The organism is Anaerobutyricum hallii (assembly GCF_900209925.1).
GTDB lineage: Bacteria > Bacillota > Clostridia > Lachnospirales > Lachnospiraceae > Anaerobutyricum > Anaerobutyricum soehngenii.
On record NZ_LT907978.1, the window covers coordinates 1,000,220 to 1,013,718 of the forward strand.

At 39.3% G+C, this 13,499-nt stretch carries 12 protein-coding genes; all 12 read left to right on the forward strand.

Annotation, left to right across the window (positions count from 1 at the left end; genetic code table 11):
- The first annotated feature begins 6 nt into the window (after positions 1-6).
- The 12 genes from EHLA_RS04595 to pyrH all read left to right on the forward strand — a co-directional run bounded on the left by EHLA_RS04595 (position 7) and on the right by pyrH (position 13,412).
- On the forward strand, positions 7-624 hold the full coding sequence (locus tag EHLA_RS04595) for an AAA family ATPase (protein ID WP_021907173.1): 618 nt from the start codon (positions 7-9) through the stop codon (positions 622-624).
- 151 nt (positions 625-775) lie between these two features.
- Positions 776-2,080 carry a phosphopyruvate hydratase gene (eno, locus tag EHLA_RS04600; protein WP_096239484.1) on the forward strand — a complete coding sequence of 435 codons (1,305 nt, stop codon included), beginning with the start codon at positions 776-778 and terminating at the stop codon, positions 2,078-2,080.
- Positions 2,081-2,282: 202 nt separating this feature from the next.
- Positions 2,283-3,533, forward strand: a complete 1,251-nt coding sequence (locus EHLA_RS04605; protein WP_096239485.1) for a BMP family ABC transporter substrate-binding protein — start codon at positions 2,283-2,285, stop codon at positions 3,531-3,533.
- 158 nt (positions 3,534-3,691) lie between these two features.
- Positions 3,692-5,218: an ABC transporter ATP-binding protein gene (locus tag EHLA_RS04610; protein ID WP_021907176.1), complete on the forward strand. Its 1,527-nt coding sequence runs from the start codon at positions 3,692-3,694 to the stop codon at positions 5,216-5,218.
- Complete coding sequence (locus EHLA_RS04615; protein WP_096239486.1) at positions 5,218-6,312, forward strand: ABC transporter permease; 1,095 nt, start codon at positions 5,218-5,220, stop codon at positions 6,310-6,312. The genes EHLA_RS04610 and EHLA_RS04615 overlap by 1 nt, the downstream gene beginning before the upstream one ends.
- Positions 6,313-6,326: 14 nt before the next feature.
- Positions 6,327-7,307 (forward strand): ABC transporter permease, encoded by a 981-nt coding sequence (locus EHLA_RS04620; RefSeq protein ID WP_021907178.1) that lies wholly within the window; start codon positions 6,327-6,329, stop codon positions 7,305-7,307.
- A gap of 25 nt (positions 7,308-7,332) precedes the next feature.
- On the forward strand, positions 7,333-8,610 hold the full coding sequence (locus EHLA_RS04625; protein ID WP_096239487.1) for a BMP family ABC transporter substrate-binding protein: 1,278 nt from the start codon (positions 7,333-7,335) through the stop codon (positions 8,608-8,610).
- Positions 8,611-8,680: 70 nt separating this feature from the next.
- A complete protein-coding gene (gene secG / locus EHLA_RS04630) occupies positions 8,681-8,923 on the forward strand; it encodes a preprotein translocase subunit SecG (protein ID WP_021907180.1) in 243 nt (80 codons plus the stop codon).
- An 88-nt stretch (positions 8,924-9,011) separates the two neighbouring features.
- Entirely contained in the window at positions 9,012-11,348 is a 2,337-nt protein-coding gene (gene rnr / locus EHLA_RS04635; RefSeq protein WP_096239488.1) for a ribonuclease R, read from the forward strand.
- An 80-nt stretch (positions 11,349-11,428) separates the two neighbouring features.
- Positions 11,429-11,902 (forward strand): SsrA-binding protein SmpB, encoded by a 474-nt coding sequence (smpB, locus tag EHLA_RS04640; protein WP_021907182.1) that lies wholly within the window; start codon positions 11,429-11,431, stop codon positions 11,900-11,902.
- A gap of 580 nt (positions 11,903-12,482) precedes the next feature.
- Positions 12,483-12,680, forward strand: coding sequence for a hypothetical protein (locus EHLA_RS16050; RefSeq protein WP_123864836.1), 198 nt, complete (start codon positions 12,483-12,485; stop codon positions 12,678-12,680).
- 18 nt (positions 12,681-12,698) lie between these two features.
- Entirely contained in the window at positions 12,699-13,412 is a 714-nt protein-coding gene (pyrH, locus tag EHLA_RS04645) for a UMP kinase (protein WP_096239489.1), read from the forward strand.
- The last annotated feature ends 87 nt before the right edge of the window (positions 13,413-13,499 follow it).

Sequence of the window (13,499 nt, forward strand, 5' to 3'; positions counted from 1 at the left end):
GTTACAATGGAACATACAGTAATTACGATTGCAAGAAGTTATGGAAGTGGTGGAAGAACTTTAGGCAAACTTTTGGCCAAGGAACTTGGTATTCATTGCTATGACAGAGAATTGCTTCGTATGGCTTCTGAACAGAGTGGTATCAATGAAGCTTTGTTTGGAGAAGTAGATGAGAAGGTGAAGAGCCTGCCTTTATTTGGCATCAGTAAAAAGATTTACAAGGGGGAGATATTCCCTCCAGAAAGTGATGATTTCGTATCAGATGACAACCTTTTTAATTATCAGGCGAAGATTATCAAAGAAGTTGCGGCAGAAGAATCCTGCGTAATTATCGGAAGATGTGCGGATTTTATTTTAAAGGATAATCCGGATGTAGTTCGTTTATTCTTTTATGCACCAAAGGAAGACTGTATTGCCCGCGTAAAGACACAGAATGGCGGTACAGAAAAAGAGATTATCCGCAAAATTGAAAAAACGGATAAATATCGTTCAGATTATTACAGATATCATACCGGGAAAGACTGGAATGATTCAAGAAACTATGACTTTTGCCTAAATACTGCAAGTATGAGCTATGAGAAGCTTGTAGCGGTAGTAAAAGCATATATTGAACAATATAAGTAAGTACATATAAAAATTATGTATAAAAAATGAAATTTCTCCCATACTGAAGAAAATATACTTTTGGAATCTTTCGTAAAATCAGACACAGAAAGATTAAGAGAGTATATGAGAAAGAAATTATTTTCACAATTCAGTAAGGGGGAATTTTTTTATGAAAAAAGGTTTAAATAAAAAAGATTTTAGTATTGAAGAAGTACATGGTTTAGAAGTGCTTGATTCCAGGGGGAATCCAACGGTAGAAGTAACGATAAGATTAGGAAGTGGTGCAAGCGGGAAAGCGATTGTGCCTTCTGGAGCTTCTACAGGTCGTTTTGAGGCGGTGGAGCTTCGAGATGAGGAAAAACGATTTGGAGGAAAAGGAGTAGAGAGGGCAGTTACAAATGTAAACACAAGAATCAGTGATCGTTTATGCGGCTGCAATGCTTTAGAACAAAGAGAAATCGATCATATTTTAAAAGAAGCGGACGGTACAGAAAATAAAAGTAAATACGGTGCAAATGCTATTTTGGGAGTTTCTCTTGCAGTGGCCAGAGCAGCGGCCGAAGGCTTGGGGATTCCCCTTTACCGTTATGTTGGCGGCGTGAATGGTAAAGTACTGCCGGTTCCTATGATGAATGTCATTAATGGGGGGTGTCATGCGAAAAATTCAATTGACTTTCAAGAATTTATGATCATGCCAGTTGGTGCAGAGTCTTTATCGGAAGGAATCCAGATGTGTGCAGAGATTTATCAACAGTTAAAGAAAACGTTAGCTGAAAAAGAGTATGCAACCGGTGTGGGCGATGAAGGTGGTTTTGCTCCGAATTTAAATTCTGCGGAAGAAGCGCTGGCATTATTGCAGGAAGCAACGCAGCTTGCCGGGTATGAGCCTGGAGTGGATATCTTTTTTGCAATGGATGCGGCAGCCTCCGAATTGTATGATGAAAATACCAGACGCTATTATTTTCCAGGGGAAAGTCAGATGAAAGAAAAGGAAATTTACAGAAATGCAGAAGAAATGGTGCAATATTATGAAGAACTTGTAGAAAAATTCCCTTTGATTTCTATTGAGGATGGATTGAGCGAGGAAGATTATGCAGGGTGGAAAGTCCTTACCTATCGCCTTGGAGAAAAGGTACAGCTTGTTGGAGATGATCTTTTTGTAACAAATGTAAAACGGTTGTCAGAAGGAATTGAGAAGGGAATCGCAAATGCGATTTTAATAAAACCGAACCAGATCGGTACCTTATCTGAAACGCTTGATGCGATCTTACTGGCACAAAAAGCTGGTTATCGCACGATTATATCTCATCGGAGCGGGGATACAGAAGATACAACGATTGCGGATTTGGCAGTGGCGGTAAATGCAGGGCAGATCAAAACAGGCGCTCCATGCAGGGCAGAACGAACTGCAAAATATAATCAGCTTATGCGGATTGAAGAAGAACTTGGGAATTCTGGAAGTTATGGAAAGTGATTTATGAAATGCTACAGATAGAATTTTAGGAGAGCCATCTCAGAAATCATGAAAAATTGAGAGATTATATTACAAAATTACAAAATTGAAGGATTAATAAGAAAAAATCTTATTTTCGCTCTATTTCGACTTTACTTATGAAAAGATGTAGTCTAATATAGAAGTGTATTTTTTCAGAAGCAAATATAGAGGAGGAAAGACAATGAAAAAATTACTGGCATTTATTCTTGCTGCTGTTATGACAGCATCACTCTGTGCCTGCGGTTCTTCAAACAGTGGATCAGAAGGTTCTACATCCGCAAATGGAAGTTCAACAGCAGGAAAACCTGTAGCAGCATCCGATGTGAAAGTGGGATGTATTATGATCGGTGATGAGAATGAAGGATACACCGAAGCACATTTAAAAGCAGTAGAAGAGATGAAGAAGAATCTTGGTCTTACAGATGATCAGGTAGTGATCAAGACCAATATCAAAGAAGATGAAGGTTGTTATGATGCTGCGGTAGACCTGGCAGAACAGGGATGCAACATTATTATTGCAAACAGTTTTGGTCATGAAAGTTATATTCTTCAGGCAGCTGCAGATTATCCGGATGTACAGTTCTGTCATGCAACAGGATATCAGGCAAAGAGCAGTGGGCTTGCTAATATGCACAACTTCTTCACGAACGTATATGAATCTCGTTATTTATCCGGTGTTGTTGCGGGTATGAAGTTAAATGAGATGATTCAAAAAGGTGAAGTTACAAAAGATAAATGTAAGATCGGTTATGTAGGGGCTTTCCCATATGCCGAAGTTATCAGTGGATTTACCTCTTTCTATCTTGGTGTGAAGTCTGTTTGTGATTCTGCTACGATGGAAGTAAAATATACAAACAGCTGGGCATCCTTTGATCTTGAAAAAGAATGTGCGGAGCAGTTGATCGCGGATGGTTGTGTATTAATCAGCCAACATGCCGATACAACAGGAGCTCCTACAGCATGTGAAGCAAAGAAGGTTCCTTGTGTAGGTTATAATATCGATATGATTCCAACAGCTCCGGATGCAGCTCTTACTTCTGCAACAATCAACTGGGGTCCGTATTACACATATGCTGTACAGTCTGTAATTGGGGGAACAGCTATTGATACAGATTGGTCAAAAGGTGTAAAAGATGGAGCGGATGCAATTACAGAACTGAATGATAAGACCGTTGCTAAAGGAACAAAAGAAAAAGTAGAAGAAGCACAGAAGGGAATTGAAGACGGAACAATTCATGTATTTGATACTTCTAAGTTTACCGTCGGTGGTAAGACCCTTGAAGAACTTGTAGAGTCCGGTGATGAGGATGCTACAAAGCTTCAGAGTTATATCAAAGATGGATATTTCCATGAATCCGACGTGGCAGGTGGAATGACTTCTGCACCGGCATTCACATTTATTATTGATGGAATTGACTCCATTACAAAGTAATTAAACAGTCAGTTTACTAAGGCAGAGCCGCCATATCAGTGGCTCTGCCTGATTATGTAAAAAACAATATTTTATCTCAGTCGAGAAGACTCCCACCTCTTTTGGATGGTGAGTGACAGCTGCTCGACTTGAATAGTCGGATAATGGAGGAAAAAAAGTTGGAACAGACATATGCCATAGAATTAAAAAATATAACAAAACGATTTGGCAAGATTGTCGCAAATGATGGAATTAATCTTCAGGTGAAAAGGGGAGAGATTCTTTCGTTGCTTGGCGAAAACGGAAGTGGGAAGACCACCTTGATGAACATGATTTCCGGAATTTATTTTCCAGATGAAGGACATATATTTGTAGATGGAAAAGAAGTATCGATTCGTTCTCCAAAGGATTCTTTTGATCTTGGAATCGGAATGATCCATCAGCATTTTAAATTGATCGATGTTATGACCGCAGCGGAAAATATTATTTTGGGATTAAAGGGAAGCGCGGTTCTTGACATGAAGAAAGTGCATAAAGATATTCAGGAGCTTGTTGATAAGTATGGTTTTGATCTTGATCCAGCACAGAAGGTATATACCATGTCCGTTTCTCAGAAACAGACAGTAGAGATTGTTAAGATGTTATATCGAGGTGCCAATATTTTAATTCTTGATGAGCCGACAGCAGTACTTACGCCACAAGAAGTAGATAAATTGTTTGATGTGCTTCGCAATATGAGAGATGATGGCAGGGCAATTATCATTATTACACATAAACTAAATGAAGTTTTAGAATTGTCTGATCGTGTTTCGATTTTACGGAAAGGAAAGTATATTGGGACATTACAAACTTCAGAGGCGACTGTAGAATCTCTCACAGAGATGATGGTTGGAGAAAAGATTTCCCTTGATATTAACCGTCCGATGCCGCATGATCTTAAAAAGCGTCTTACAATCGATACTATTACCTGTACGAATGAGGACGGACTGCATACATTAGAGAATGTTTCATTTGAAGCGTTTGGTGGAGAAGTACTTGGCGTGGCAGGAATTTCCGGAAGTGGACAAAAAGAATTATTAGAGGCGATTGCCGGACTTACGAAGCTTTCTTCCGGAAGTGTTGTTTTCCACTCGCCGGAAGGAGAGGATATTGATCTGGCTAAATATAATGCAGCACAGATTAATGAACTGGGAGTCCGTCATTCTTTTGTTCCGGAAGACCGTCTTGGTATGGGACTTGTCGGATCTATGGGTATGACAGGAAATATGCTTCTTCGTTCTTTTAGAAAAGGAAAAGGGTTCTTTACGAGTTTAAAAGCACCAAAAGAGCTGGCAGAAAAGATTAAAGAAGATCTAGATGTTGTAACCCCGGATATTGATTATCCTGTAAGAAGACTTTCCGGGGGAAATGTACAAAAGATTCTTGTAGGAAGAGAAATTGCTTCTTCACCGGCAGTTCTTCTTGTTGCTTATCCGGTGCGTGGTCTTGATATCAACTCTTCTTATATGATCTATAATCTGTTAAACAAACAAAAAGAACGGGGCGTTGCCGTTGTATGTGTAGCAGAGGATCTAGACATGCTTCTTGAATTCTGCGACAGAATCCTGGTACTTTGTGATGGTAAGGTAACAGGAATTGTGGATGCCAGAAAGACAACAAAAGAAGAAGTCGGAATGTTGATGACATCCCATAAGGAGGAAAAATAATGGATAATACAGTGAAAGAACCACTGATACATCTTTCGAAAAGAGAGGATATGCCATTTGGAAAGAGATGGCTGGTAAGAATTGTTGCAATTTTCCTTTCGCTTGTTGTATGCGCAGGTTTTATTTTTATGATTATTAAGATGAATCCTGTAGAAGTCTACGAAGGAATTGTAGAAGGCGCCGTAGGAACAAGCCGCCGTTTCTGGGTAACAGCAAGAGATGCACTGACTCTGTTATGTGTGGCAGTTGCGGTAACACCTGCTTTTAAAATGAAGTTTTGGAATATCGGTGCAGAAGGACAGATTCTTATGGGATGTGTTGCTTCTGCGGCAATGATGATCTATGCAGGGAATGCTCTTCCAACAGGAGTATTACTTGTGCTGATGTTTCTTTGCAGTTTTGCTGCCGGAGCTATCTGGGGAGTTATTCCGGCATTTTTTAAGGCAAAGTGGAATACAAATGAAACGTTATTTACCCTGATGTTAAATTACGTTGCTATGCAGGTTGTAACATTTTGTATTGTATATTGGGAGAATCCGGTTGGATCAAATTCGGTTGGAATTATTAATGCTCCGACAAAAGCAGGATGGCTTCCTCCTCTTTTTGGACTTGACTATGGATGGAATCTTGTAATTGTGTTATTATTAACGGTGTTCATGTTTATTTATATGAAGCGTACAAAACATGGCTATGAGATTTCTGTTGTAGGAGAGAGTGAGAATACTGCACGATACGCAGGGATTAACGTAGGTAACGTGATTATCCGTACCGTTGGAATTTCCGGAGGAATTGCAGGTCTTGCAGGATTTATTCTTGTAAGTGGTTCTTCTCATACGATTTCTACAAGTACGGCGGGAGGTCGCGGATTTACCGCGATCATTGTAGCATGGCTTGCGAAGTTTAATGTATGGGCAATGGCAGTGATTTCTTTTCTTCTTGTATTTATGCAGCAGGGAGCGATTCAGATCGCGACACAGTATAATCTGAATGAAAATGCTTCCGATGTTATTACGGGAATTATTTTGTTTTTTGTTATCGGATGTGAATTTTTCATAAATTATAAATTGGAATTTCGCGGAAAGCACAGCGCATAAGGAGGAAGAGAGTGATGACAGTATTAATTACATTTATACAAAAGGCCATTATGCAGGGTGTCTGTATGCTCTTTGGCGCAGATGGAGAAATTCTGACAGAAAAATCAGGCAATTTAAATCTTGGAGTTCCTGGGATGATGTATATGGGCGGAATTGCCGGTCTTATCGCAGCTTTTTATTATGAAAAGGCTGCCGCACATCCAAATGGTCTGGTTGGAATGATTCTGTCCCTGTTAGCTGCATTTTTAATGGCTGCATTCGGTGGTTTGATTTTTAGTGTATTGACAATTACATTAAGAGCGAATCAAAATGTGGCAGGTCTTGCCCTGACAACATTTGGTGTTGGTTTTGGTAACTTTTTTGGAGGATCCCTTTCGACACTTGCCGGTGGTGTAGGACAGATTTCCGTAGCGGTTACCGGAGATGCTTATCGTGCAAAGCTTCCGTTTTTATCAAAGATCCCCGTAATCGGAGAGATATTTTTTAATTATGGGTTCTTGACATATTTTGCAATTATTATTACACTACTTATGGCGTTTTTTTTAAAACGTACCCGCTGGGGACTGAATTTGAATGCAGTAGGAGAAAGTCCAGCGACAGCGGATGCGGCAGGAATCAATGTTACGCTTTATAAATATCTTGCAACGGTAATCGGTGGAGGAATTGCCGGCCTTGGAGGACTTTATTTTGTAATGGAATACTCAGGAGGAACCTGGACGAATAATGGTTTTGGTGACAGAGGATGGCTTGCGATCGCGCTTGTTATTTTTGCCCTCTGGAAGCCAGTCAATGCAATCTGGGGATCCTTCCTATTTGGCGGATTGTATATTTTATATCTTTATATACCGGGACTTGGAAGAAGTATGCAGGAAATCTTTAAGATGCTTCCATATCTGGTAACGATCATTGTTCTTATTATTACGAGTCTTCGTAAGAAGAGAGAGCAGCAGCCGCCGAATAGTCTGGGACTGGCATATTTTAGAGAGGACCGTTAAGCAAAGAAACGGAGGAATCGAAAACATGAGAAAACATATAGCAGTAGTTATGGCTGTGATCATGGCGCTTTCTATCTGTGGATGTGGAAGCAGTAAGTCACTTTTTCCTGAGAATACAGGAGAGCAGCAGGAAACAAAGACTGCAGACAGTGGAAGTATGAAAGTGGGGTATCTGCTCTCTTCAGACGGAGATGCACCAGATACCGTTGCGCGAGTACAGGGAATCCGCAAGATGCAGGAGCAGACAGGAATAAAAGATGATCAGATCATCATTAAAGAAAGTGTTAAGAAGTCTGATTGTGAGAAGAAAGCAGCGGAACTTGCAGAAAAAGGCTGCAGCATTATTTTTTCTGAAAATCCGGAGTTTGAAAGTGTATTAGAAGAAACAGCGAAGAAGTATCCGAAGGTACAGTTTTGTCAGGAAGGCGGAAAGCTTGCTAAGGACAGTGAACTTTCTAACTTTCATAACTACGATACAAGAATATATGAAGCATATCATGTAGCTGGTCTCGTTGCTGGTATCAAATTAAATCATCTTCTTGATAAAGGAGATATTTCCGCGGAAGACTGTGTGATTGGATTTGTGGCATGCGAAAAGAATGCAAAGACAACAAGCTGTATTAATGCATTTTATCTTGGAGTAGAAAGAGCTTGTTCACAGTCCTCTGTTTTAGTTCGTTATGTCGGTAAAAGAGGCGTTTATGATGCAGATGGGAAGGCAGCAAGACAGCTTATTGCAGCTGGTGTGAAGATGATGGCGCAGTATACGTATACCACTGCTGTAGCAACGGTATGTGCAGAGAATGATACTCCATTGATTGGAAATGACATCAATCTTATTTCTACCGCACCAAAAGATGCACTTACTTCTGTGATATCTGACTGGAGTGTATATTATGCTTATGCAGTGAATAAAGTATTAAAAGACAAAGAAATCGCAACAGACTGGACAGCTGGTTATGCAGAGAATGCTGTTGTGCTTTCTCAGCTGAATGATGAGCATATATCAGACGGTACTGTAGAAAAAGTTGCTGAACTGGAGAAGAATTTAAGAGCTGGAAATGCAAAAGTATTTAATATAGAGAAGTTTACGGTCGATGGTTCTTCTCTTGATACATTAGCAAAGAGTAACAAAAAGTTTAAGAAATATAAAAAGTACATTAGAAATGGAAATTTACAGGAATCCATGACACAGTCGAAATCTGTTTTTGATATCTTTGTTGATGGAGTAACAGAAAGTACGCATGATTATCTTGCAGAACAGGAAGAGAAATCTGCCGAATCTACAACAGAAGAGAATTAAAAGCTTGTTTTGTGGAAAAAACTGTGCTATAATAGTTTAGATTTTGTGTAGATGGCAGGAGGTGTGAAATTTGGCTAGAACATTAGTAACAATCGTATTTATGTTAATATGTCTTGCGATGATTATAGTGGTAATGATGCAGGAAAGCAAGAATTCAGGGTTCGGTGCCTTAAGCGGACAGGTTGATTCTGATTCTTATGTTAGAAAGAACCGTGGTCGGACTAAGGAAGGTAAGTTAGAAAGAATTACAGCAATTCTTGGATTTTTGTTCTTCGTAGTAGCCATCGGCCTATGCCTGAAGGTTTTCCAGTAATTTTAAAGCAGACTATGATGCCGTCTCAATTCGCAAACTGAACTGAGGCGGCTTTTTTTGACAAAAGTTTTGACAGGGGAAGCTATTTATGAAAGATAAATTATTATTTGAACAGCGTAAAAACAGCATACGGGATATGATTTATGACCCGGATTATATTCCTTTAAAATTAAAAGAAATGGCATATCTTATGGATGTACCACATAAAGACAGGGGCGCATTAAAAGAAGTAATGGATGCTCTTGTGGCAGATGGAAGTGTAGAACTTACAGCGAAGGGAAAGTATATTAAGCCGGAGAACCACAATGTTACGGGCGTATTCACAGCGAATGCACGTGGTTTTGGTTTTGTGACGGTTGAGGGAGAAGAAGAAGATATCTTTATTCCTGCGACACAGGTAAACGGTGCGCTTCATAAAGATATTGTTAAAGTGAAAGTGACAAAGAGGTCGGGAAGAGAAGGAAAGCGCCGCGAGGGAATGGTCTTAAAAATATTAGAACGTGGCTGTAAGACACTTGTCGGTACCTTCCAGAAGAATACCAGCTTCGGGTTTGTTCTCCCGGATGACCGTCATTACGATAAAGATATTTTTATTTCTAAGAAGCATATGAGTGGCGCAAAGGGCGGAGATAAAGTAGTAGTTCGTCTGACGGATTTTGGAGGAGAAAGAAAGAAACCGGAAGGAGCGGTTATTGAAATTCTTGGACCAATGGATGATCCAGCTACCGATGTGACAAGTATTATACGTGCTTATGGAATTGAACAAGAATTCCCAAAGTCTGTTATGAAAGAAGCACAGTCTGTACCTCAGGAGATTTCAGAACAGCCAGGCGGAAAGCGTGTGGATTTCCGAAATCTTCTTACAGTAACAATTGATGGAGAAGATGCGAGAGACTTAGATGATGCAATCACACTTTCTAAAAAGGATGAGAAGTATTATCTCGGTGTGCATATCGCAGATGTAGCTCACTACGTTAAAGAAGACTCACCGCTTGATAAAGAAGCATTAGAACGAGCAACTAGCGTTTATCTTGCAGATCGTGTTATTCCGATGCTTCCAAGAGAACTTTCCAACGGAATCTGTTCTTTGAACGCAGGAACAGACCGTCTTGCAATGAGTTGTATGATGACATTTGATGTAAATGGTAATGTACTTGATCATACGATTACGGAATCAGTGATCTGTGTTGATGAACGAATGAGTTATACAGGTGTAAAGGCGATTCTTGAAGGTCAGGAACATCCAGAAGGAAAAAGAGAAGATATTCGTGCATTATGTTTTTTAATGAAAGAAGCAGCAGCTATTTTAAAAGAGAAGCGTAGAAAACGAGGGGCGATCGACTTTGATTTTCCGGAATCTAAGATCATCGTAGACGATAAGGGATATCCGATAGATATTCATCCATATGAGAGAAATGTTGCAACAGATATCATTGAAGACTTTATGCTTCTTGCCAATGAAACGGTTGCTGAGGATTACTTCTGGCAGGAAATTCCATTCCTTTATCGAACACATGAGACACCCGATAGCGATAAGATAAAGAAACTTGATACATTTATCCATAATTTTGGATATTATATGAAGACCGGAAGAGAGAACTTTCATCCGAAAGAAATTCAGAAACTTCTTTTTTCATTAGAAGGAGAACCGGAGGAACCATTAATTAGCCGCCTTGCACTCAGATCAATGAAACAGGCGAAGTATACAACGCTGAATGTAGGGCATTTTGGACTTTCCACACAGTACTATACGCATTTTACATCACCGATACGACGTTACCCTGACTTACAGATCCACCGAATTATCAAAGAGAATATTCACGGAAAGTTGAATCAGAAGCGATTAGAACATTATGAGGCCATATTACCATCGGTGGCACAGCAGAGTTCTACTATGGAACGTCGTGCACAGGATGCGGAAAGAGAAGTGGACAAACTGAAAAAAGTAGAATATATGCAGCAGTATTTAGGAGAAGCCTTTACAGGTGTCATTTCTGGAGTAACCTCCTGGGGATTTTTTGTAGAACTTGATAATACGATCGAAGGAATGGTTTCGATTAACAGCCTGTTAGATGATTTCTATGTATTTGATGAAGAAAGTTATAAGCTTACGGGGGAACATACCGGACGAATTTTCACACTGGGTCAAAAGGTAGAAATTGTAGTTCGTTCTGCAGATAAAATGGAACGTACGATAGATTTTGTTTTAAAAGAATTTTCGCAGCATGCTGATTATCCTGATCCAGATGATTATTATGGTGATGGAATACCAGGAGATAGTTTTGCGGAAGAAGATTCTGAATTTGACGAGACCGGAAGCAGCCTTCCGGATAAGGACGGTATTCTTTTAAATGACTGGATTGATGATGAGGAAGCAGACCGCCTGCTCCATCTTTACAGCAAAAAGAAAATTGATGAGATTTAGCATCGTTAAATATATGTACTTATGGGGTTCAGTAAGGCAAGGAATCTAAGAGTATATTATGACAGGAAAGGGGAATTTGTATGGCAAAATCAGAAGGCATTAAATTAATTGCCAACAATAAAAAAGCATATCACGATTACTTTATCGATGAAAAATATGAGGCAGGAATTGCTCTTCATGGAACCGAAGTAAAGTCTCTGCGCATGGGCAAATGTAGTATAAAAGAATCCTTTGTAACAATAAGTAATAAAGGAGAAGTGCTCATTAATCATATGCATATCAGCCCTTATGAAAAGGGGAATATTTTTAATCGTGATCCACTTCGTGTAAGAAAGCTTCTTCTTCATAAATCAGAAATCAATAAACTGGCCGGTCAGATTAAAATGAAAGGCTACACCTTAATGCCATTAAAAGTTTACTTTAAAGGCAGCCTTGTAAAAGTTGAAATCGGTCTTGCCCGAGGTAAGAAGTTATACGATAAGAGACAGGATATTGCAAAGAAAGATGCAAAAAGAGAAGCCGAAAGAGACTTTAAAATCCGCAATTTAGGTTAGATTTTGTAGATTGATGTAGACGAAAAAAGAAAAAACACCCTATCCCATCTGCTCTGTAGTCGCTGTGTTTAAAATGCTTATCCGCATCTTAAACATGCTCCGAAGCCGCATCTGGGATAGGGTGTTTTTTCTTTTTTCTGACTATCTAAATCTACAGTTGGAAGGAATGGGAATTCTCCAGAATATTATGGCTTTCCATGGAATTAAATTCAAAAGGATTGACATTTAAATTTTTCACTGCTGCTCGACTTGAATTGAAGGAGAATCGTAGATTTCTGGACAAGCCCCTTATTTCCCTCAGACAAAAATCCTGATTTCATCTGGCGCTAAAGGACAGAAAACCAGAAACTTTATATAGAATAAAATGTGATGTCGGAGCAAATAAAAATGCCGGTCAGGCATTTTCTATGCCGCGACTATCTTCACATTTTATTCTATATAAAGTTTCTGGTTTTCGTTTCTTTAATCCATCAAATCAGGATTGATATCTGGTTCTTTACATTGGGGGCAGAATCGGCTATAATGTTATTAAGTATTACTTTGCCTTTTTGTACAAGGTAGAGAATCAGAGGTGTGAAGAATGAAAGTATTATTGTCGAATGTTTCGAGGAAAAATGGATATATGATCATAGATGTCTTTTTTTCGGTGCTGTCAGGGATGAACTATCCAGTGTTAGCGCATGATGATACTATGCTTAAATTTATTGATGTAGATGAGAAATTTAGGAAGACAGAGATTCGTTATGATTTTCGCACCCGGAAGATTATCATGGGATAAAGACTTTTGGAGGTTTACATGAAAGATTTAAAAGGTTTAAAACGTGTTTTATTAAAGTTAAGTGGAGAGGCGTTAGCCGGAGAGAAGAAGACTGGCTTTGATGAGGAAACCGTATTAAAAGTAGCAGAGCAGGTAAAGCAGATCGTTGATGATGGGGTGCAGGTTGCTATTGTTATTGGCGGCGGTAATTTCTGGAGAGGAAGAACCAGCGAGAACATGGAAAGAACCAAGGCAGATCAGATTGGTATGCTTGCAACTGTAATGAACTGTATTTATGTTTCTGATATGTTCCGTCATGCAGGAATGAAGACTAAGGTTTATACTCCTTTTACCTGTGGAGCATTTACAGAACTTTTTTCAAAAGATGATGCAGTGAATAATCTGGAAGATGGAGTGGTAACTTTCTTTGCCGGCGGAACCGGACATCCATATTTCTCCACAGATACAGCTACAGCTCTTCGTGCCATTGAGATTGAAGCGGATGCGATTCTTTTAGCAAAAGCAATTGATGGTGTATATGACAGTGATCCGAAGGTGAATCCGGATGCTGTGAAGTATGATGAGATTTCTCTTGATGAGGTACTTTCCAAAAAGCTTGGTGTTATTGATCTGACAGCAACAATCATGTGCCTTGAGAATAAGATGCCATTAGTCATTTTTGGTTTGGAAGAGGAGAACAGTATTGTAAATACAATGAGTGGCAAGTTTAACGGAACATATGTTACGGTATAGAGGTATTGTTTGATAAATAAAAAATGGAAATAGCTTGACAATCAAGATGGATTATTGTAAATTAATACCACACAATAATAGAGAGTA

What these genes read in the sequence shown, in the direction of transcription:
- EHLA_RS04595 (WP_021907173.1), top strand. Translation starts at nt 7, where the DNA reads ATGGAACATACAGTAATTACGATTGCAAGAAGTTATGGAAGTGGTGGA.
- eno (WP_096239484.1), top strand. Translation starts at nt 776, where the DNA reads ATGAAAAAAGGTTTAAATAAAAAAGATTTTAGTATTGAAGAAGTACAT.
- EHLA_RS04605 (WP_096239485.1), top strand. Translation starts at nt 2,283, where the DNA reads ATGAAAAAATTACTGGCATTTATTCTTGCTGCTGTTATGACAGCATCA.
- EHLA_RS04615 (WP_096239486.1), top strand. Translation starts at nt 5,218, where the DNA reads ATGGATAATACAGTGAAAGAACCACTGATACATCTTTCGAAAAGAGAG.
- EHLA_RS04620 (WP_021907178.1), top strand. Translation starts at nt 6,327, where the DNA reads ATGACAGTATTAATTACATTTATACAAAAGGCCATTATGCAGGGTGTC.
- EHLA_RS04625 (WP_096239487.1), top strand. Translation starts at nt 7,333, where the DNA reads ATGAGAAAACATATAGCAGTAGTTATGGCTGTGATCATGGCGCTTTCT.
- rnr (WP_096239488.1), top strand. Translation starts at nt 9,012, where the DNA reads ATGAAAGATAAATTATTATTTGAACAGCGTAAAAACAGCATACGGGAT.
- smpB (WP_021907182.1), top strand. Translation starts at nt 11,429, where the DNA reads ATGGCAAAATCAGAAGGCATTAAATTAATTGCCAACAATAAAAAAGCA.
- EHLA_RS16050 (WP_123864836.1), top strand. Translation starts at nt 12,483, where the DNA reads ATGAAAGTATTATTGTCGAATGTTTCGAGGAAAAATGGATATATGATC.
- pyrH (WP_096239489.1), top strand. Translation starts at nt 12,699, where the DNA reads ATGAAAGATTTAAAAGGTTTAAAACGTGTTTTATTAAAGTTAAGTGGA.